15 protein-coding genes and 2 pseudogenes are annotated in these 19,108 nt (G+C 72.7%); 8 read left to right on the top strand and 9 right to left on the bottom strand.

All coding sequences use genetic code 11. The features are described from left to right. The first annotated feature begins 95 nt into the window (after positions 1 to 95). From ACWDX6_RS06375 to idi, 3 genes and pseudogenes are all read left to right on the top strand, one after another. Complete coding sequence (locus ACWDX6_RS06375) at positions 96 to 1,037, top strand: cation diffusion facilitator family transporter (protein WP_451483792.1); 942 nt, start codon at positions 96 to 98, stop codon at positions 1,035 to 1,037. A 204-nt stretch (positions 1,038 to 1,241) separates the two neighbouring features. Next, positions 1,242 to 2,027 (top strand): annotated as a pseudogene (locus ACWDX6_RS06380) (class I SAM-dependent methyltransferase); the annotation flags it as partial. Between the two features lie 327 nt (positions 2,028 to 2,354). Beyond that, entirely contained in the window at positions 2,355 to 2,963 is a 609-nt protein-coding gene (idi, locus tag ACWDX6_RS06385; RefSeq protein ID WP_451483793.1) for an isopentenyl-diphosphate Delta-isomerase, read from the top strand. A 112-nt stretch (positions 2,964 to 3,075) separates the two neighbouring features. Here the strand turns inward: idi and ACWDX6_RS06390 are convergent. Together ACWDX6_RS06390 and ACWDX6_RS06395 are read right to left on the bottom strand one after the other, a co-directional pair. Then, positions 3,076 to 3,528: pseudogene (locus tag ACWDX6_RS06390) on the bottom strand (ATP-binding protein); the annotation flags it as partial. A 130-nt stretch (positions 3,529 to 3,658) separates the two neighbouring features. Beyond that, on the bottom strand, positions 3,659 to 4,285 hold the full coding sequence (locus ACWDX6_RS06395) for an HdeD family acid-resistance protein (RefSeq protein ID WP_451483794.1): 627 nt from the start codon (positions 4,283 to 4,285) through the stop codon (positions 3,659 to 3,661). A gap of 65 nt (positions 4,286 to 4,350) precedes the next feature. Here ACWDX6_RS06395 and ACWDX6_RS06400 point away from each other — a divergent pair, with 65 nt between their 5' ends. Continuing rightward, complete coding sequence (locus ACWDX6_RS06400; RefSeq protein ID WP_451483795.1) at positions 4,351 to 5,103, top strand: enoyl-CoA hydratase/isomerase family protein; 753 nt, start codon at positions 4,351 to 4,353, stop codon at positions 5,101 to 5,103. A gap of 17 nt (positions 5,104 to 5,120) precedes the next feature. Here the strand turns inward: ACWDX6_RS06400 and ACWDX6_RS06405 are convergent, their stop codons facing one another. Together ACWDX6_RS06405 and ACWDX6_RS06410 are read right to left on the bottom strand one after the other, a co-directional pair. Beyond that, positions 5,121 to 5,759 carry a DJ-1/PfpI family protein gene (locus tag ACWDX6_RS06405; protein ID WP_451483796.1) on the bottom strand — a complete coding sequence of 213 codons (639 nt, stop codon included), beginning with the start codon at positions 5,757 to 5,759 and terminating at the stop codon, positions 5,121 to 5,123. A 7-nt stretch (positions 5,760 to 5,766) separates the two neighbouring features. Further along, positions 5,767 to 6,753 (bottom strand): GlxA family transcriptional regulator, encoded by a 987-nt coding sequence (locus ACWDX6_RS06410; RefSeq protein WP_451483797.1) that lies wholly within the window; start codon positions 6,751 to 6,753, stop codon positions 5,767 to 5,769. Between the two features lie 111 nt (positions 6,754 to 6,864). On the opposite strand from ACWDX6_RS06410, the gene ACWDX6_RS06415 reads away from it, so the two are divergent. Both ACWDX6_RS06415 and ACWDX6_RS06420 read left to right on the top strand, forming a co-directional pair. Continuing rightward, positions 6,865 to 7,731, top strand: a complete 867-nt coding sequence (locus tag ACWDX6_RS06415; RefSeq protein WP_451483798.1) for an SCO6745 family protein — start codon at positions 6,865 to 6,867, stop codon at positions 7,729 to 7,731. Between the two features lie 134 nt (positions 7,732 to 7,865). Next, entirely contained in the window at positions 7,866 to 10,259 is a 2,394-nt protein-coding gene (locus ACWDX6_RS06420; protein ID WP_451483799.1) for a Tex family protein, read from the top strand. A gap of 85 nt (positions 10,260 to 10,344) precedes the next feature. On the opposite strand, the gene ACWDX6_RS06425 is transcribed toward ACWDX6_RS06420, so the two are convergent. The 5 genes from ACWDX6_RS06425 to ACWDX6_RS06445 all read right to left on the bottom strand — a co-directional run bounded on the left by ACWDX6_RS06425 (position 10,345) and on the right by ACWDX6_RS06445 (position 16,095). Further along, positions 10,345 to 10,761 (bottom strand): hypothetical protein, encoded by a 417-nt coding sequence (locus ACWDX6_RS06425; RefSeq protein ID WP_451483800.1) that lies wholly within the window; start codon positions 10,759 to 10,761, stop codon positions 10,345 to 10,347. Next, on the bottom strand, positions 10,758 to 10,907 hold the full coding sequence (locus ACWDX6_RS06430; protein ID WP_451483801.1) for a hypothetical protein: 150 nt from the start codon (positions 10,905 to 10,907) through the stop codon (positions 10,758 to 10,760). Before ACWDX6_RS06430 ends, ACWDX6_RS06425 begins: the two co-directional genes overlap by 4 nt. Then, entirely contained in the window at positions 10,907 to 12,544 is a 1,638-nt protein-coding gene (locus ACWDX6_RS06435; protein WP_451483802.1) for an ABC-F family ATP-binding cassette domain-containing protein, read from the bottom strand. Before ACWDX6_RS06435 ends, ACWDX6_RS06430 begins: the two co-directional genes overlap by 1 nt. Positions 12,545 to 12,784: 240 nt before the next feature. Beyond that, positions 12,785 to 14,104: a M14 family metallopeptidase gene (locus tag ACWDX6_RS06440; protein WP_451483803.1), complete on the bottom strand. Its 1,320-nt coding sequence runs from the start codon at positions 14,102 to 14,104 to the stop codon at positions 12,785 to 12,787. Next, on the bottom strand, positions 14,101 to 16,095 hold the full coding sequence (locus ACWDX6_RS06445) for a Xaa-Pro dipeptidyl-peptidase (RefSeq protein ID WP_451483804.1): 1,995 nt from the start codon (positions 16,093 to 16,095) through the stop codon (positions 14,101 to 14,103). Before ACWDX6_RS06445 ends, ACWDX6_RS06440 begins: the two co-directional genes overlap by 4 nt. Before the next feature lie 198 nt (positions 16,096 to 16,293). Here ACWDX6_RS06445 and ACWDX6_RS06450 point away from each other — a divergent pair, with 198 nt between their 5' ends. Continuing rightward, on the top strand, positions 16,294 to 17,808 hold the full coding sequence (locus tag ACWDX6_RS06450) for a M1 family metallopeptidase (RefSeq protein ID WP_451483805.1): 1,515 nt from the start codon (positions 16,294 to 16,296) through the stop codon (positions 17,806 to 17,808). Between the two features lie 178 nt (positions 17,809 to 17,986). Continuing rightward, positions 17,987 to 19,012, top strand: a complete 1,026-nt coding sequence (locus tag ACWDX6_RS06455) for a LacI family DNA-binding transcriptional regulator (protein WP_451483806.1) — start codon at positions 17,987 to 17,989, stop codon at positions 19,010 to 19,012. The last annotated feature ends 96 nt before the right edge of the window (positions 19,013 to 19,108 follow it).

Consider the following 19,108-nt stretch of genomic DNA (forward strand, 5'->3'; position numbering starts at 1 on the left):
TGACAACGGTGTTCAGTGCCGTGTTGCGGATACCCCCCACCCGTAGTTCACTTGCCCCTCGGGGCACAGGAACGACACGACCGGGAGGCCTTGTCATGGGGGCTGGACACGATCACGGGCACAGCCACGGCGGCCCGCCGCCGACGGGTACGGCGGCGGCGGCCTACAAGGGCCGGCTGCGCGTCGCGCTCACGATCACCCTCTCCGTGATGGTGATCGAGATCGTCGGCGGCATCCTCGCCGACTCGCTCGCGCTGATCGCCGACGCGGCCCACATGGCGACCGACGCGGTCGGCCTGGCGATGGCCCTGCTCGCGATCCACTTCGCCAACCGTCCACCCACCGAGAACCGCACCTTCGGCTTCGCCCGGGCGGAGATCCTGGCCGCGCTCGCCAACTGTCTGCTGCTGCTCGGCGTCGGCGGTTATGTGCTGTACGAGGCGATCCAGCGGTTCATCGAGCCGGCCCAGACCAAGGGCGGCTTGACGATCACGTTCGCGCTGATCGGTCTGGTCGCCAACATGATCTCGCTCTCCCTGCTCGTCCGCGGGCAGAAGGAGAGCCTCAATGTGCGCGGGGCCTATCTGGAGGTGCTCGCGGACGCGCTGGGTTCGGTGACGGTGCTCGTCGCCGCCGGCGTCATCCTCGCGACCGGCTGGCAGTACGCGGACCCGATCGCGTCGATCCTGATCGGCCTGATGATCGTGCCCCGCACGGTCAAGCTGCTGCGCGAGACACTGGACGTGCTCCTGGAGTCGGCCCCCAAGGGCGTCGACATGGCGGAGGTGCGGTCGCACATACTGGCCCTGCCCGGCGTCGAGGACGTCCACGACCTGCACGCCTGGACGATCACCTCCGGGATGCCGGTCCTCTCCGCCCACGTGGTGGTCGACCAGGCCGCCCTGGACTCGGTGGGGCACGAGAAGATGCTGCACGACCTGCAGGGATGCCTGGGCTCGCACTTCGATGTGGAGCACTGCACCTTCCAGCTGGAGCCCGCAGGCCACGCGGCGCACGAGGCCAAGCTGTGTCTGTGATCCCTGTTAGTCTCCTCGGACGGACGTGAGGTGGAGAGGAGCTGAGGTCGATGACCGTCGCGATGGAGGCTGCCCAGTGCGGCAGCGCCCGGTCCGGCTTCAGCTCCCGGGTCTCCGGCTGATCTGATTCCCCGGTTCCCCGCATCACGGGACCGGCATGTCACGGCATCGGCCGGGGCCCCTCTCACACAAGGGTTTCCCACGTTGTCCGACAACAACAACGCTCTGTACGAAGCGTTCTTCGCCCTGCACCACGGTCTTCCGCGGCAGGGCCCGGGTTCCGACACCACCACCCGCCGCCTGCTGGCACTCGCCCTCTACGCCCCTGGGGGGCGCGGGGGGAGCCCCAGCCAGCTTCCCGAGCGTCCGCGCGCGCTCGACCTGGGCTGCGGGCCCGGCCGCGCCGCGCTGCTCCTGGCCGCCGAGGCGGGCGCCGAGGTGACGGCGGTGGATCTGCACGAGCCGTTCCTGCGGGAGCTGCGCGAGGCCGCCGACGCCCGGGGCCTCGGCGACTCGATCCGTACGCTCCACGCCGACATGGGCGAGCTTCCGCTCCCGGACGGGTCCTTCGATCTCGTCTGGGCCGAGAGCTCGGCCTACTCCATCGGTTTCGACACCGCGCTCGCCTCCTGGCGGAGGCTGCTCGCCCCCGGGGGCACGCTGGTGCTCACCGAGTGCGAGTGGACCGTCGACGAGCCGGGCCCGGAGGCCCGCGCGTTCTGGGAGCGGCACTACCGGCTCCGTACCACCGCCGAGAACACCGCGGCATGCGTCGCGGCCGGTTATCGCGTCCTCGGCGTCGTTCCGCAGCCCGAGAGCGACTGGGACGCGTACTACGGCCCGCTCGGCGAGCGGGCCGACGCCGCGAACCCCGCCGCGCCGGGCATGGCCGAGGCGCTCGCCTCCACCCGCGAGGAGATCGCCCTGCGCCGGGACCACGGCGGGGAGTACGGCTACACCGGCTATGTCCTGCGGCCCGCCGACACCCGGTGACCCACGGGGAGGTGCTCGGCCACCCGGAGTACGACCCGGAGTTCGGCCCCGTACCGGATTCGCGGTACGGGGCCGGGCCGGGTCTCCGGGTCGCGGAGGAGGCCATGACGGCCCTGGTCCCGGGCGGTTGCGATCCCGTGTCCTCGGGCGCGGTCGGCTGTCCGGGGGTGTTCGGCGGCTGACCTGACGGCCGTGCCCGCCGCACCGGGATGTACTCCGGTGCGGTGGGCACGGCCGCGTCCGGCCGCCGAAGTACGGACAAGCCGCTTTTGTACGGCAGACTGAGGTGCCCCCACCGGGCCGACACCGAAGCGAAGGACGGGTATGCCGACCACACCAGCCACCGCGGCACACAGCTCGCCGAACGGAGTCTCTTCGAACGGCGTCCAGGCGTCGATCATGCTCGAGCTGGTCGACGAGGACGGCAACACCATCGGCACGGCCGAGAAGCTCGCCGCGCATCAGGCGCCGGGGCAGTTGCACCGCGCGTTCTCGGTGTTCCTCTTCGACGAGGCGGGCCGTCTGCTGCTGCAGCGCCGCGCGCTCGGCAAGTACCACTCCCCCGGTGTCTGGTCGAACACCTGCTGCGGTCACCCGTACCCGGGCGAGGCGCCGTTCGCGGCCGCCGCCCGGCGTACCCACGAGGAGCTGGGCGTCTCGCCCTCGCTGCTCGCCGAGGCGGGCACCGTCCGCTACAACCACCCGGACCCGGCCTCGGGCCTGGTGGAGCAGGAGTACAACCACCTCTTCGTCGGCATGGTGCAGGCACAGCTGCGGCCGGACCCGGAGGAGGTCGAGGAGGCCGCCTTCGTGACGGCGGCCGAGCTGGCCGAGCGGCACGCGACCGCGCCGTTCTCCGCCTGGTTCATGACCGTGCTGGACGCGGCGCGTCCGGCGATCAGGGAGCTGACGGGTCCGGCCGGGGGCTGGTGATCCCGGCCGGGGGAACGTTTCCGTACGGGGGAGCGCCACCGGGCGCGGGCACGGTTCCGGGGACGCCGCCCGGCAGGGTTCCGGGCGGCGCGGGCACGCCTCCGGGCGCCGTCATCCGTGGGGTCAGGGGCAGCGCGGCCCAGATGATCTTGCCGCCGCTCGCGGTGTGCTCCACGTCGCACGTCCCGCCCGCCTCCAGCGCGGTCTCCCGCACCAGGAGCAGCCCGCGGCCGCCCGTCTGGCCGTAGTCCGCCTCCAGCGCCTTGGGGCGGTAGGGATGGTTGTCCTCGACGGACACCCGGATCCACTCCGCTCCGATGGCCACCTCCACCGCCACTTCCGGGGAGAGCAGCGCCGCGTGCTTGACGGCGTTGGTCACCAGCTCCGAGACGATCAGGAGCAGTCCTTGGACGGTGTCCTCGTGGACCGGTACTCCTTGACGGATCAGAAGATCGCGTACAGCATGCCTGGCCTGCGGAACGGAGACGTCGACCGCGGGAGCGGTGAAGCGCCAGACCCCTTCGTAGGACGGTGGCCGGGCGGGCACGCTCCCGCGGCTCTCCATAGTCCGGCTCCCACCCTCGTGCTCGATTGTCGCCACAGGTCGAGTCTTGGTAATCCGCCGGTCCGCACCGGGCTACTGACCATAAGTCGACACTTATCGACCGGCTTTTGATCGGGTGAGTATGCCAACGTCAGTTGTTCGACTGATCCTGATCTTCTTCTGACGTCTTCGGAAGAGTGGCTTCCGGGGGTGCGACCAAGCCGACGATCCGCCGGCCCCCGACGCCGATGGCGATCAGGCCGAGCCCGTCGAAGAGCAGCGCCAGCGAGAAGAAGCAGCCGATGACATAGCGGCTGCTGTCGGGCCAGTCGAGGAGCACGAGCACACCGAGCAGCAGCCCGAACGCCCCTTGCAGCAGCGTCCAGCCGAACTGCGGCCCGCGCACCACCGCACTCCCCACCAGCCGGAAGACACCACCGGTGAGGAAGAGCAGCGCGGCGAACATGGTCAGCGCCTCGGCCGAGCCCTCCGGGTGACGGATGACGACCACACCGGCGGCGAGGTTCAGCGCGGCGACCACGACGGCCAGCCAGAAGTAGCTGGTGCCACGGGACTCGATGGCGTGCAGCAGCCCCACGACACCGCCGACGAGCAGCAGCCAGCCGAACAGGAGCATCGACGTGAGCGTGGCGACGCCCGTGTAGACAAGACCGACAATCCCGCCGAGGACGAGCAGCGCGCCGAGCAGTGCGAGCCAGCCGAAGCTGCGGCTGAGCCTCTTGCTCTCCCGTACCGCGTCGTGGGACTCCCGGATCATGCGCGTCTCCTCCTCGCTGCCCCTTCTTGATCGTACGGTCGGGCGGCCCGGATAGCATCCGCCGCATGGAGCCCACCGAGCCGCAGCTGAAGACCTCCGTCGCCGACGGGATCGCCACCGTCCTCATCGCGAACCCGGCCAAGCGCAACGCCATGACGGCCGGGATGTGGCGGAGCCTGCCCGCGCTGCTCGCCCCGCTCGCGGCCGACCGCACGGTGCGCGCGCTGGTCCTCACCGGCGAGGGCGGGACCTTCTGCGCCGGCGCGGACATCTCCACGCTGCGGGAGCCGGGCGACGAGCAGCAGTCGCTCGCGGTACGGGCCGAGGAGGCGCTCGCCGCCTTCCCCAAGCCGACGCTCGCCGCCGTGCGCGGCTACTGCGTGGGGGGCGGCAGTCAGCTGGCCGCCGCCTGCGACCTGCGGTTCGCCGAGGAGGGCGCGCTCTTCGGGATCACCCCGTCGAAGCTCGGCATCGTCTATCCGTCCTCCTCGACCCGGCGCCTCGCCGCGCTCGTCGGGCCGGCGGCCGCCAAGTACCTGCTCTTCTCCGGCGAGTTGATCGACACAGCCCGGGCGCTGCGCACCGGCCTGGTCGACGAGGTGCTGCCGGCGGGCGAACTGGACAAGCGCGTGGCCGAGTTCGCCCGAGTGCTGGTCTCGCGCTCGCAGCTGACGCAGGCCGCGGCGAAGGAGTTCGCGGACGGCCGTACGGACCGCGACGCGCACTGGGCGGAGCAGGCGCGGGGCAGCGGCGACACCGCGGAGGGGGTCGCCGCCTTCCTGGAGCGCCGAGCGCCCCGCTTCACGTACGGGGTGTGACCCCCGGGCCCGGTGTCTCAGCCCTCCTGGACGAGGACCTTCTCGCCGCGCCAGTGCGCGACGATCGCGGCAGGGGCCTTGGCCGGTGAGCCCGCGTCGTAGGGCGGTTGCGGGTCGTACTCGGTCAGCAGCTGGATCGTCTGGGCCGTCTCGTCCCCCGCGATCCGGCCGAGCAGGTGCAGGGCCATGTCGATGCCGGAGGAGACCCCGGCGGCGGTGACGTACTTGCCGTCGAAGACGACGCGCTCGCCGGTGGGTTCGGCCCCGAGCGGCTTCAGGTCGTCGAGTGCGAGCCAGTGGCTGGTGGCCCGGCGGCCGGAGAGCAGGCCGGCGCCCCCGAGGACCAGGGAGCCGGTGCAGACCGAGGTGGTCCAGGTGCTGGTGGCGTCGGCGGTACGGAGCCAGGCGAGGATCTCCGGGTCGTGCATGGCCAGGCGCGCGCCGGGACCGCCGGGGACGAGCACGATGTCCGGGTGCGGCACGTCGGCGAGACTCCGGTCGGCGACGAGGGCGATGCTGCCCTGGTCGCCCCGGACCGGGCCGGTCTCCTTGGCGACGAAGACGGTCTCGGCTCCGGGCAGGCGCGCGAGGAGCTCGTAGGGGCCGACGGCGTCGAGGGCGGTGAAGCGGTCGTAGAGCAGGACGGCGATCTGCATGGGGTCCCTATCGGCTGGTGGGGTGTACGGGGGCGTGGAAGCGGCGGCGGTAGTCGGCCGGGGCCGTACCGAGCGCCTTGACGAACGCGCGGCGCATGGCTTCGGGCGTGCCGTAGCCTGCCGCCCTGGCCACCTCCTGGACTCCGTGGGTGGAGTCCTCCAGGAGCCGGCGCGCGTGTTCGAGCCGGACGCGGTCGACGTAGCGGCCGGGGGTGGTACCGGTCTCCGCGTGGAACGCGCGGGCGAAATGGCGGGGCGAGAGCCGCGCGCGGGCGGCCAGGGACTCGACGGACAGGTCCCCTTCGGGGTGCTCGGTGATCCAGTGCTGGAGCTCGCGCAGCGGCTGCCGACGGGCGGTCTGGGCGGCGAGCTGGACGCTGAACTGCGCCTGGTTGCCCGGGCGGCGCAGAAAGACGACGAGATGGCGGGCGACGGCGAGCGCCGCGTCCCGGCCCAGGTCCTCCTCGACCAGAGCGAGCGCCAGATCGATGCCCGCGGTCACCCCGGCGGAGGTGGAGAGCCTTCCGTCCCTGACGAAGATCGGGTCCGGATCGACCTCGACCTCGGGATAGCAGCGGGCGAGATGGTCGCAGGCCACCCAGTGCGTGGTCGCGCGGTGCCCGTCGAGGAGCCCGGCCTCGGCGAGCAGCAGCGCCCCGGTGCAGACGGAGACCAGCCGCTCGGCGCGCGGGGCGTTCTCGCCCAGCCATGCGATCAGCCGCGGATCCGGCTCGCGGGTGCCCTCGCCGCCCGGGACGAGCAGGGTGTGCGGGGGCCCGGCCGCGACGGCCTCGGTGAGCGTGGAGTCCGGCAGCAGCCGCAGTCCGCTGTGCGTACGGACGGGGGCTCCGCCGAGCGAGGCGGTACGGATCGGGTAGGTCCCGGCTCTTCCCCCGTCGAAGCGGCCGGCGCCGGCGAACACCTCCACCGGTCCGGTCACGTCCAGGCTCTGCACGCCGTCGAAGAGGACGACGAGGACGAGTCGCTGTGTCATGCCCTCATCCTTCGCGCGGCGGGGGACGGCCGCAATGACGAGTACCCCACCTTTCCTGCCATCGGGGGCCCGGCGGTTCCCGTCGTACCGACCAGTCGGTAACGTGCGGGCATGACGACTTCTCTGCCGCCGCGCGCGGGGCGCCGCTGCCACAACGCCCTCAACCCGCTGCACTCGACCCTCTACTTCTCGCCGGACCTCGACCGCGAGTTCGCGGCCCTCGGCTTCCGGGACCCGTCCGCCATGCGGCTGGCGGCGCGCGCCGCCGCGCTCGGGGCGGTGGGCGCCGGGACGGTCGCCGCGACCTTCTCCAACTACAACGTCGATCTCCTCGCGCGGCACCTGCCGGCCGTCTGGGAGACCGCCGCCCCGGCGGCCGTCCTGGACGCCCGGCTGCGCACCGCCGACGCCACCCTGCGCCGGCTGCTGGGCGAGGAGGCCATCGCGTCGCCCGAGATGGCGGAGGCCGCCGAGCTGGCGCTGCGCGCGACCGAGGCCTGCACCCGGCACGCCCGGCCGCTGTACTCCGCCAACGCCGACCTGCCGGTGCCGCGCGAGCCGCACCTGAGGTACTGGCACGCCGCCACGCTGCTGCGCGAGCACCGGGGCGACGGACATCTGGCCGCCCTGCTGACCGCCGGCCTCGACCCACTGGAGGCCCTGGTCAGCCACACCGCCACCGGCAAGGGCATGAACCCGCGCTGGGCCCTGGGCAGCCGCGGCTGGCAGCGCGCCGACTGGGACGCGGCGCGGGAGCGGCTTCGGGAGCGGGGGCTGATCGACGCCGAGGGCGAGCTCACGGAGGCGGGCGCCGGACTGCGCGAGTCCGTCGAGGCCGAGACGGACCGGCTGGACGCGGCCCCGTACGAGCACCTGGGCGCGGCCGGGGTGGAACGCCTGACGGAGCTGGGTCGGGGCTTCCTCGTCACGGCGGTGGGCGCGGGCGCGTTCCCCGACGACCTCACCGGCAAGGGCTGACCGGCCCGGAGCACGGGTCCGTCCCCGCGCGCGGCGCCTCGCCGCGCGCGGACGGGGCGCGTGCGGCGATCCGGTGACCGACCCGGCACAATGCACTCGCAAGCTTGAGGCACGAGAAGGCGAGTCGGGACACCGTGACGACGTCCATCGAAAGCAGGATCGCCGAGGAACTCGGCGTACGCGAGCGACAGGTGAGGGCGGCCGTCGAGCTGCTCGACGGCGGCTCGACCGTGCCGTTCATCGCGCGCTACCGCAAGGAAGCGACCGAGATGCTCGACGACGCGCAGCTGCGCACGCTCGAGGAGCGGCTGCGCTATCTGCGGGAGCTGGAGGACCGGCGGGCCGCCGTCCTCGACTCCGTGCGCGAGCAGGGGAAGCTGACGGCGGAGGTGGAGGCGCGGATCCTGGCGGCCGACACCAAGGCCCGCCTGGAGGACATCTACCTCCCCTTCAAGCCCAAGCGCCGCACCAAGGCGCAGATCGCCCGCGAAGCCGGGTTGGAACCGCTGGCCGAGGGGCTGCTCGCCGACCCGTCGGTGGAGCCGGCGGCCGCCGCGGCGGCCTTCGTCGACGCGGACAAGGGGGTCGCCGACGCGGCCGCCGCGCTGGAGGGGGCCCGGGCGATCCTCGCCGAGAGGTTCTCGGAGGACGCCGATCTGATCGGCGAACTGCGCGAGCGGATGTGGGGCCGGGGCAGGCTGGTCGCGAAGGTACGGGAGGGCAAGGAGGAGGCGGGCGCGAAGTTCGCCGACTACTTCGACTTCGCCGAGCCGTTCACCGCGCTGCCCTCGCACCGGATCCTCGCGATGCTGCGCGGCGAGAAGGAGGACGTGCTCTCCCTCGAGCTGGAGCCGGAGGAGCCGTCGGAGCTGCCCGGCCCCTCCTCGTACGAGGGGATGGTCGCCTCGCGCTTCGGTGTGGCCGACCGGGGGCGTCCGGGGGACAAGTGGCTCCTGGACACGGTCCGTTGGGCCTGGCGGACCCGGATCCTGGTCCACCTGGGGATCGACCTGCGGCTGCGGCTGCGTACGGCGGCGGAGGACGAGGCGGTACGGGTCTTCGCGGCGAACCTGCGGGATCTGCTGCTCGCGGCCCCGGCCGGGACGCGGGCGACGCTGGGCCTCGACCCCGGCTTCCGTACGGGGGTGAAGGTCGCCGTCGTCGACGCCACGGGCAAGGTCGTGGCCACCGACACGATCTACCCGCACGTCCCGGCGAACAGGTGGGACGAGTCGCTGGCGAGGCTCGCGCGGCTCGCGAAGGAGCACGCGGTCGAACTGGTCGCCATCGGCAACGGCACGGCCTCGCGCGAGACGGACAAGCTCGCCGCCGAACTCATCGCCAAGCACCCGGAGTTGAAGCTCACCAAGGTGATGGTCTCGGAGGCGGGCGCGTCGGTGTACTCAGCGTCGGCGTTCGCGTCGCAGGAACTCCCGGACCTGGACGTGTCGTTGCGCGGCGCCGTCTCGATCGCCCGGCGCCTGCAGGACCCGCTGGCCGAGCTGGTGAAGATCGACCCGAAGTCGATCGGGGTCGGGCAGTACCAGCACGACCTGTCCGAGGTGAAGCTCTCGCGGTCGCTGGACGCGGTGGTCGAGGACTGCGTGAACGGCGTCGGCGTCGACGTCAACACCGCCTCCGCGCCGCTGCTTTCGCGCGTCTCCGGCATCGGCGCCGGGCTCGCCGAGAACATCGTGGCGCACCGGGACGCCAACGGCCCCTTCCGGTCGCGCAAGGCGCTGAAGGACGTGGCGCGGCTCGGTCCGAAGGCGTACGAGCAGTGTGCGGGCTTCCTGCGGATCCGGGGCGGCGACGACCCGCTGGACGCGTCGTCGGTGCACCCGGAGGCGTACCCGGTGGTCCGGCGGATGGTGAAGACGGTCGGCGGGGAGGTGGCGTCGCTGATCGGCAACACGGGTGTGCTGCGGTCGCTGCGGGCCGACGACTTCGTGGACGAGACCTTCGGTCTGCCGACGGTGACCGACATCCTGCGCGAGCTGGAGAAGCCGGGGCGTGACCCGCGGCCCGCGTTCAAAACGGCCACGTTCAAGGAGGGCGTCGAGAAGATCGGCGACCTGGCGGCGGGGATGCTCCTGGAGGGCGTGGTCACGAACGTGGCGGCGTTCGGGGCGTTCGTGGACATCGGCGTGCACCAGGACGGCCTGGTGCATGTGTCGGCGATGTCGAAGACGTTCGTGAAGGACCCTCGGGACGTGGTGAAGCCGGGGGACGTGGTCCGGGTGAAGGTGATGGACGTGGACATCCCCAGGAAGCGGATCTCGCTCACGCTGCGGCTGGACGACGAGGCGACGGCGACGGCGGAGCCGGCGCCGCAGCCCCGCAAGGAACGGAGCGGACGGCCGCCGCAGCAGCGCCGTGGAGGCGGTGGCGGCGGTGGCGGCGGTGGCGGCGGTGGCGGTGACCGGGGCCGCTCGCAGGCCGCGGCCCCGTCGAACAGCGCGATGGCCGACGCCCTGCGCAAGGCGGGCCTCCTCGGCGAGGGAGGCGGCGGGCGACGCGGCCGCTGACACGGACGGGCCCGGCCGGAAGGCCGGGCCCTTCTGTCGAGCGCGTGCGGGCGTCACCGCCCGGACGGGACTTTCCGGACAGGACCTACGGCTTCTCGTCGGTCGGGAGGAAGCGCAGGGCCCATTCCGCGCGGTTGGCGACCCCCAGGTCGTCGTCCTCCGTCAGGGGGCCCAGGACCGTGCGGGAGCGGTCCGGGGCGGATCGGACCACGTCGACGATCTCGGTCGCCAGGGCGTCATGGTCGTCGCCGAGGTCGACGGAGGAGGCCCGCAGCAGCGCCGGGAGGGCGTCCGGGCCGCCGATCGCGGCGAGGACGCCGCCGAGGAGCTCCCGGGCGTAGGCGTTCTGTTCGGTGAGGGCGCGGTCCAGCTCGGCCTGGAGCCGTGGGAGGAGCGCGGCGTCGCCCGACGCGGCGATCTCGTCGGCCAGGTCGATCGTCTCGTCGACGTCGGCGTCGAGGTCGTCCAGCATCTCGGTGAGCCGGGTCAGCAGGTCGGTCATGATGCCTCCAGGAATGCGCCGTCCGTCAGGACGGGGACGGTCTCCGAGGTGTCGGCCCCGGCGGCCACCGCCACATCCCGCGGATAGCCGTACTCGTACAGTTCACGCCCTGGATCGCCACGGTGCAGCCCCGCCATGACGCCCATCAGACTTCCGTCACCTTGCCGTCCGCGACCTCGACGCGGCGGGTCGTGCGGACGGCGTCCAGCATCCGCCGGTCGTGGGTGACCAGGAGCAGCGTCCCGGTGTACGAGTCGAGGGCGGACTCCAGCTGCTCGATGGCCGGCAGGTCCAGGTGGTTGGTCGGCTCGTCCAGGACCAGCAGGTTCACCCCCCGGCCCTGGAGGAGGGCGAGGGCGGCGCGGGTCCGCTCACCCGGGGAGAGCGTCGTCGCCGGGCGCAGGACGTGCTCGGCCTTGAGGCCGAACTTGGCGAGCAGCGTACGGACCTCCGCGGGCTCGGTCTCCGGCACGGCCGCGCAGAACGCGTCGAGGAGGGATTCCGAGCCGTGGAACAGCTTGCGCGCCTGGTCGACCTCGCCGACGACGACGCCCGAGCCGAGAACCGCGTCGCCGGAGTCGAGCGGCAGGCGGCCGAGGAGTGCGGCGAGCAGGGTCGACTTGCCGGCGCCGTTGGCGCCGGTGATGGCGACCCGGTCGGCCCAGTCGATCTGGAGGGTGGCCGGGCCGAAGCGGAAGTCGCCGCGCCGGACCTCCGCCGCGCGCAGGGTCGCCACCACCGAGCCGGAGCGCGGCGCGGCGGCGATCTCCATCCGCAGCTCCCACTCCTTGCGGGGCTCCTCGACGACGTCCAGCCGCTCGATCATCCGCTGGGTCTGGCGGGCCTTCGCGGCCTGCTTCTCGCTGGCCTCGCTGCGGGCGTTGCGCCCCAGCTTGTCGCTGTCGGTGGCCTTGCGGCGGGCGTTCCTGACGCCCTTGTCCATCCAGGACCGCTGCATGTGGCCGCGTGCTTCCAGGGCGGCCTTCCGGCCCGCGTACTCCTCGTAGCCCTCGCGGGCGTGGCGGCGGGCGGTCTCCCGCTCCTCCAGGTAGGCCTCGTAGCCGCCGCCGTACAGCGTGATCTGCTGCTGGGCGAGGTCCAGCTCCAGGACCTTGGTGACCGTACGGGTGAGGAACTCGCGGTCGTGGCTGATGACGACCGTGCCGGCGCGCAGCCCCTGGACGAAGGACTCGAGCCGCTCCAGACCGTCGAGGTCGAGATCGTTGGTGGGCTCGTCGAGCAGGAAGACGTCGTACCGGGAGAGGAGGAGGGAGGCGAGTCCGGCGCGGGCGGCCTGGCCGCCGGAGAGGGAGGTCATCGGCTGGTCGAGGCCGACGGTGAGGCCGAGCGAGGCGGCGACCTCCTCGGCGCGCTCGTCGAGGTCGGCGCCGCCGAGCGAGAGCCAGCGCTCCAGGCTGACGGCGTACGCGTCGTCGGCGCCGGGCGCGCCGTCGACCAGGCCCTGGGTGGCCTCGTCCATGGCGGTCTGGGCGGCGGCCACACCGGTGCGACGGGCGAGGAACTCCCGCACCGTCTCGCCCTCGCGCCGCTCCGGCTCCTGCGGGAGGTGGCCGACGGTGGCGGTGGGCGGGGAGAGCCTCAGCTCGCCGTCCTCGGGCGTGTCGAGCCCGGCGAGCAGCCGCAGCAGTGTCGACTTGCCGGCGCCGTTGGCGCCGACGAGGCCGATGACGTCGCCGGGGGCGACGACGAGGTCGAGTCCGGCGAAGAGGGAGCGTTCGCCGTGGCCGGCGGCGAGGTCCTTGGCGACGAGAGTGGCAGTCATCAGGAGATGAATCCTAGGTCAGCCGCGGCCGGACCCTTCGTGGAGGCCGGGGTGCGCGGGTGCGCGGGTGCCGGATCGGTCCGGCCCTGAGCTCCCGGATCCCTGACCGGCCGGACGGTATGTCCGGCCGGCCGTTGTCCCTGGGGTTCGCCCTGCGGCACGGACAGCACTTTCACGTACGACGGGAGAAGCGCTCCTTCTCCGTCACGCGGTACCGCGGGTGGGACGGACGTCGGCGGATCAGCAGACCTCCACGGCTTGCGCGGTGGTGAGCCGGTAGGTCGCCCGGGCGTCGAGGAGCAGCGGGACGAGGGCGCGGTGCGACTGCCGCAGCGGTACGACCCAGCCGTCACCACCTCGGCGGACGGTGATCCCGTGCAGGGCGAGCTCGTCGCCGAACTGCGCGTACTGCCCGCCGTCGAGGCGGTATCCGCACGGCGGGTTCTCGATGATCTCGGCGGGCTCGGCCGGATCGTTGTCGGCGCCGCCGAGCAGGACCGGGCCCCGGTCGGCGAACCCGGCGGCCCGGGCCGCCGCCGTGGCCGCGGCGATCCGTCCGCGCCGCTCCTCGACGAAGGCGACGGTCCCCTTCAGGGCGGCGAGTTGGGTGTGCACGCGGCGTCGCTGGTCGCGGGCGCGGTCGTTCTCCCCCGCCTCGTCCAGCGCCTCGACCCGGGTCTCGACGAGCAGACCGACGGCGTGCTTGACGCCGGCCGCGTTGCGCAGGATGCGCTCCTGGCCGTCGCCCGCCACCTGCCTGATCGGTTTCCCGGTGCGGGGGTCGGTCCAGATGCCGTAGACGCCGCTGCTGAAGCCCGCCGCCGCGGCCGCCGGCCGGACGTACGACTCCGACAGGGTGTGCGCCTCGTCGTGGACGCGCCGGTCGGTGTTGAGGTTGCGGGGCCAGAGCGCGAGCAGGTCCTTGTCGTAGTACGGCGAGGTGCCGCCGTACTCGTGCAGGTCGTGGACCAGCTCGGGGCGCCGGTCGCGGATGACGGCGGCGAGCGCGCGCCCCTCGGCGGTCTTCAGGGCGATGTGGTCGCGGTTGATGTCGACGCCGTCGGCGTTGCCCCGGGTGTCGGCCTCCCGGCCGTCGGGGTTGGCCGTGGGGACGACGAGGACAGTGGTACGGGAGAGGAAGCGCCGGGTCTTCTCGTCCCGGGCGTACGCCAGGTCGCGGACGGTGCTCAGGCACGCCTCCCGGCCCGACGGCTCGTCACCGTGCTGGGCGCAGATCAGCAGCACGGTCATGCCGGTGCGGGCGGCGCCGCCCGCGCCGACGGTCACGAGCCGGATCGGGCGGCCCTGCTTCGTCGTGCCCACGGAGCGCACCGAGACCCGGTCGCTGCCGCGGTCGACCGCCGCGAGGAAGGCGCTCTCTCCCGCCTCCGTGGTCCAGTGGGCGCCGTCGCTCGTCTCGAAGCCGGTGCGGGGCGGTGGGGCGGCCGCGGGGGTGTCGGCGGCCTCGGCGGGGACGGTGACGAGCGGGAGGCCGAGGGCGACGGCGGTCACCGCGAGGGTGAGTGTGCGCCGGGAACGGCGGTTCTGTGTGCGGGTCATCGCGTCTCCCCGGGGATCGGGTGGCCGGAACGCTGGGGCGCGGTCAGCCCGGCCGGCGCCTTCTCGGCCGGCGCCGGGCGCCCCTGGGCGGGGCCGGCGGTCGCCCGCGCGAAGGCCGCGGGGCCGCCGACCAGCGGCAGCCTGGCCGATGTACGGGCGAGGTCGAGGATGAGCGTCGGGGTGGTCGAGGGCGGGTCGAGGAGGTCCTTGTCCGTGCCGCCGATGATGAGGGCGAGCCGGTGGCCTGCCGGGACGACGTGGTCGGTCGCCGCGAGCCGCAGGGTGACGGTGTACGCCGTGCCGGGGGTCAGCGGACGGCCCTTCCTGGGGTCGGCCCAGGTGCCGAGGTCGGCCCAGCCACGGCTGACGACCGTGTGGCCGACGTCCGCCGTACGCGCCTTCGTCTCCTTGAAGCAGGCGCTGTCGCCGCTCGTGCTCGCTCCCCAGCAGGTGCGTTCGGTGAGCGTGGTGATGCCTTCGCCGGGTGCCGCGTAGTCGCGGATGGTGTCCGGGCCGAGGTCGACGAGGACGGCGGTCAGGTGGGCCGTCTCTGTCGTCGGGGTGGCGGTGACGGTCACTCGCGAGGAGCCGGAGAGCCGCAGGTCCCGGGTGAGCGTACGGGTGACGAAGCCGGCCTTGGCCGGTGTGGGGCTGTCGATCCGGGCGGCCCAGTCGTTCTCGCCGAGGTCCGGGTCGTCGGTGAAGGTCTCGGCGGCTCCGGGCGGGGCCGGTGTCCGGCCGAGGGTGCCGACGCCCGGCGCGGCGCCCTCGCCGGGGCGCAGTTCGGTCGGTGCGGTGGTGCGCGGCGGCCAGAACCGGTCGGTGGACCAGCGGTCGGGGGCGCGCTCGATGTCGGCCATCGGCTCGCGGTCGATGCCGTTCTCGTGGCCGAGGAGGTAGTGGTCGAACCAGCGGTGCAGGGTGCGGACCCAGTCGGCGCGGCGGAAGTCGAAGGGGTCGACGTGGCCGGTCTGGGAGAGCCAGATCTTGCGCTCCACACCGTGGGCGGCGAGGGCGTCCCACCACTGGCCGAAGTGGTTGGCGCGGACGTTCAGGTCCTGCTGCCCGTGTACGACGAAGACGCTGGCCTTCACCTTTCCGGCGTCCCGGACGTGGTCGCGCTCGGTCCAGGCGGGGGTCCAGTCGCCGCTGTAGGGGGTGGCGGCCGTGATGCGGTCCTGGACGGCGCCGCAACGCTCCCTCGCCTCGGGGCTGTTGACGTAGTCGGAGAGCCAGCTCGGGTTGGCGTTGTAGAGCGGGGCGCCCTGCGAGTGGAAGTAGTCGTACCAGGAGGAGATCGCGCCGATCGGCACGATCGTCTTGAGCCCTTCGACCCCGGTGGCGGCGACTCCGTTGGCGACGGTGCCGTCCCAGCTCTTGCCGATCATGCCGACGTCACCGGTGGACCAGGTGGTGGCGCGGGCGCGCTCGTGGCCGGTGCGGGAGGTGTAGCCCCGGGCGCGGCCGTTCAGCCAGTCGACGACGGCCTTGGCGGACTGGACGTCGGAGCGGCCGCCGACGTCGTCGCACCCGTCGGAGCGGTTGGTGCCGGCCAGGTCGACGGCGACGAAGGCGTAGCCGCGAGGGACGAAGTAGTTGTCGTAGAAGAGCGGGAACCGGACGGGGTCGCCGTCGGCGTCGTACGTCTTCTTCTGGCTTTCGTTGCCCCGTCCGCAGCAGGCGTAGTACGGGCTGGCGTCCATGATGACCGGGACCTTCCGGCCGGCCGCCGCGGGTTCGCGGGGCCGGATGATGTCGGCGGCGACCCGGTCGGCCCGTCCGTCCCCGTCGCCGTCGAGCCCGGTGTCCACCCAGACCGACTCCCGGATCGCGTCGGCGTAGGAGTGAACGGGCGCCGACTCCCGTACGACGGGGGCGCCTTGGGCTCCGGACGGGGTGAGGAGCGCGGTGGTCAGGGCGGCCGCGGCGGCCGTCACGAGGGTTCTGCACGACAGACGGGCTCTGCGGGTTCTCCGCACACGTATCGGCATGGGGCGGAACGTACCGCCGTCGACTCCTGAGCAAAAGAGTGCGATCGGGAGCCGAGGTGCGGGTGGTTCATGTCGGCCGAATGGCGATCATGTGTCGGTGGGGCCCATGGACATGACGGCCCGTCGGGGTTCTGAATAGTGTCGATAAGGACCGACGACCACCCGCACGTCTTACGCTTCTGACGACTTGGAGCCCCTGTGCACCGCAGACTCATCGTTCCGAGCGCTCTCGCGGCCTCCGTCCTGCTGGCGATCCCGGCATCGGCGGCCGACTACGTCCCGGGCGCCCCGGGCATCGGCGATCCCTACTACCCCGCCAGTGGCAACGGCGGTTACGACGTCTCCCACTACGACCTGCGCCTGAGGTACCAGCCCGCCACCGACCTCCTGGAGGGCACGGCGACGATCCTGGCCACGACGAGGCAGAACCTCTCCCGCTTCAACCTCGACCTCGGACTGAGGGTCAGCGAGGTGCGGGTGAACGGCACGAAGGCGAGGTTCACCACCTCCGGCGAGCAGGAGCTGGAGATCACTCCGGCGGCCCCGCTGGAGAAGAATCGTTCCATCTCGGTCGTCGTGCGGTACGCGGGCAAGCCGTCCGAGGTGAGGATCGGCGGCTGGACCGCCTGGCACCGCACCCCCGACGGCGGCGTCGCGGCGCAGGAGCCGGACTCCGCCGCCTGGTGGTTCCCGTCCAACGACCATCCACTGGACAAGGCCACCTTCGATGTCTCGGTCTCCGTGCCGGACGGCACCCAGGCCATCAGCAACGGCGTGCTCCAGTCGCAGTCGTCGCGGCTCGGCTGGACCCGCTACAACTGGCGGTCCAACAAGCCGCAGGCGACCTATCTGGCCACACTCGCCGTCGGGAAGTTCGACATCACGACCGACAGGACGGCCAACGGACTGCCGGTCCTCAACGCGTACAGCAAGGACCTCGGCGACAACGCGGGCGCGGCGCGGGCCAGCGTCGAGCGCACGGCCGAGGTCGCGGAGTGGCTGGAGGGGGTCTTCGGACCGTACCCCTTCAACGCGCTCGGCGGCTACGTCCCCAACGTGACCAGCGGCTACGCCCTGGAAACCCAGACCCGGCCGTTCTACAGCCCCCGGCAGTTCGCCAACGGGGCGAACGTCTCCGTGGTGGTGCACGAACTCGCGCACCAGTGGTACGGCGACAGCGTCTCGGTCGACCGCTGGAAGGACATCTGGGTCAACGAGGGCTTCGCCCGCTACAGCCAGTGGCTCTGGTCGGAGAAGGAGGGCGAGGGCACCGCCCAGGAGCTGGCCGACCACGTCTACGCCTCCCGCGCGGCCGACGACCCGTTCTGGACGGTGAAGCCGGGCGACCCGGGCCCGGACGACCAGTTCCACATCGCCGTCTACGACCGGGGCGCCCTGGCGCTCCAGGCGCTCCGCAACGAGATCGGTGACGAGGACTTCTTCGCCGTCCTGAAGGGATGGCCGACGGAGTTCGCGTACGGGAACGCCAAGGTCGCCGACTTCGTGGCGTACGCGGAGCGGGTCTCGGGCAAGCCGCTGGCCGGCCTCTTCGACACCTGGCTCTACCAGCCGGTGAAGCCGGCGGCCCCGGCGGCGGCCGAAGCGGGGGTGGCGGCGCGCTCCGCAGCCGCCGACGCGACCTCGCGGCCCGTGGAGCCGAAGTCCTGGAAGAAGATCGCGGAGACGAACACCATCCACGACCACGAGCACTGATGCCGTAGGCCGCGTCCGTGTCCCGCTCCCCCGGGCGGGACACGGACGCGTGGGGCCCACCCCTTGAGAGCGCTTTCCCCGTCCGGTTCCCGTGCAGAGGCCAACCGTTACCCTCGTCCTGTCAGCAGCGTCGTCCACCGTGGTCATACCCGTGTCCACGCCCCGTGAGGAGCCGGCCTTGAGCGAACCGACGTCCGGGACGCGTCCCACCCTGGAAGCCGTCGCCGCGCGCGCCGGAGTGTCCCGGGCGACGGTCTCCCGTGTCGTCAACGGCGGCGCCGGGGTCCGGGAGGTCCTGGTGGAGAAGGTCCGCCAGGCTGTCGAGGAGCTCGGCTACATCCCCAACCACGCCGCCAGGACCCTGGTGACCCGGCGCACCGGTGCCGTCGCCGTGATCATCGCGGAGCCCGAGTTCCGGATCTTCTCCGACCCCTTCTTCGAGCAGCAGGTGCGGGGCATCAGCCGTGAGCTGACCGCCCACGACGCCCAGTTGGTGCTCCTCTGGGTGGAGGGCCCCGGCGACCAGGAGCGGATCGCCCGGTATCTGGGCGGCGGCCATGTCGATGGCGCACTCGCCTTCTCGCTCCACACCGACGACCAGCTGCCCGCGATCGTCCGCCGGGTCCAGGTGCCGACGGTGTTCGGCGGCCGCCCTGGGTGGACGGCCCCGGCGGGCGAGCCGCCGGTCCCCTACGTCGACTGCGACAACCGGGGCGGCGCCCGGGCCGCCGTGCGCCATCTGCGCTCGCTCGGCCGCCGGACGATCGCCCACATCACCGGGCCGCGCGACCAGACGTCCGCCCTGGACCGACTGGAGGGATACCGGGACGAACTGCCGGACTCCGACCCGGACCTGATGGCTTTCGGCGCGTTCACGGAGGAGAGCGGGGCACGGGCGATGGCCGGGCTCCTGGCGCGGCGCCCCGACCTCGACGCCGTGTTCGCGGCCAACGACCTGATGGCGTCGGGGGCCCTCGGCGTGCTGCGCGAGCACGGCAGGAGGGTGCCCGAGGACGTGGCGCTCGTCGGTTTCGACGACATGCCGCAGGTGGCCGAGGCGACCGACCCGCCCCTGTCGACGGTCCGTCAGGACATCGAGGGAATGGGCCGGTTGATGGTACGGCTCCTGATGCGCACCCTGGACGGCGAGGACCCCGAGCCGGTGATCACACCGACCGAGCTCGTCCTGCGCGCCTCCGCGTAAGGCTCCTGAATCCGGGGGGCAACTCCATCGCGCCACCGAGCTGTTACGTGTTCGACTCTTGACGGGGAGCGCGCCGGGGAGGCACGCTCCTGACGC

Source organism: Streptomyces sp. NPDC003027, assembly GCF_053591435.1.

Coding starts and splice junctions, on each gene's coding strand:
- ACWDX6_RS06415 (WP_451483798.1), top strand. CDS start 6,865: ATGACGACTTCTCTGCCGCCGCGCGCGGGGCGCCGCTGCCACAACGCC.
- ACWDX6_RS06400 (WP_451483795.1), top strand. CDS start 4,351: ATGGAGCCCACCGAGCCGCAGCTGAAGACCTCCGTCGCCGACGGGATC.
- ACWDX6_RS06410 (WP_451483797.1), bottom strand. CDS start 6,753: ATGACACAGCGACTCGTCCTCGTCGTCCTCTTCGACGGCGTGCAGAGC.
- ACWDX6_RS06445 (WP_451483804.1), bottom strand. CDS start 16,095: ATGCCGATACGTGTGCGGAGAACCCGCAGAGCCCGTCTGTCGTGCAGA.
- ACWDX6_RS06395 (WP_451483794.1), bottom strand. CDS start 4,285: ATGATCCGGGAGTCCCACGACGCGGTACGGGAGAGCAAGAGGCTCAGC.
- ACWDX6_RS06435 (WP_451483802.1), bottom strand. CDS start 12,544: ATGACTGCCACTCTCGTCGCCAAGGACCTCGCCGCCGGCCACGGCGAA.
- ACWDX6_RS06375 (WP_451483792.1), top strand. CDS start 96: ATGGGGGCTGGACACGATCACGGGCACAGCCACGGCGGCCCGCCGCCG.
- ACWDX6_RS06430 (WP_451483801.1), bottom strand. CDS start 10,907: ATGGGCGTCATGGCGGGGCTGCACCGTGGCGATCCAGGGCGTGAACTG.
- ACWDX6_RS06440 (WP_451483803.1), bottom strand. CDS start 14,104: ATGACCCGCACACAGAACCGCCGTTCCCGGCGCACACTCACCCTCGCG.
- ACWDX6_RS06425 (WP_451483800.1), bottom strand. CDS start 10,761: ATGACCGACCTGCTGACCCGGCTCACCGAGATGCTGGACGACCTCGAC.
- ACWDX6_RS06405 (WP_451483796.1), bottom strand. CDS start 5,759: ATGCAGATCGCCGTCCTGCTCTACGACCGCTTCACCGCCCTCGACGCC.
- idi (WP_451483793.1), top strand. CDS start 2,355: ATGCCGACCACACCAGCCACCGCGGCACACAGCTCGCCGAACGGAGTC.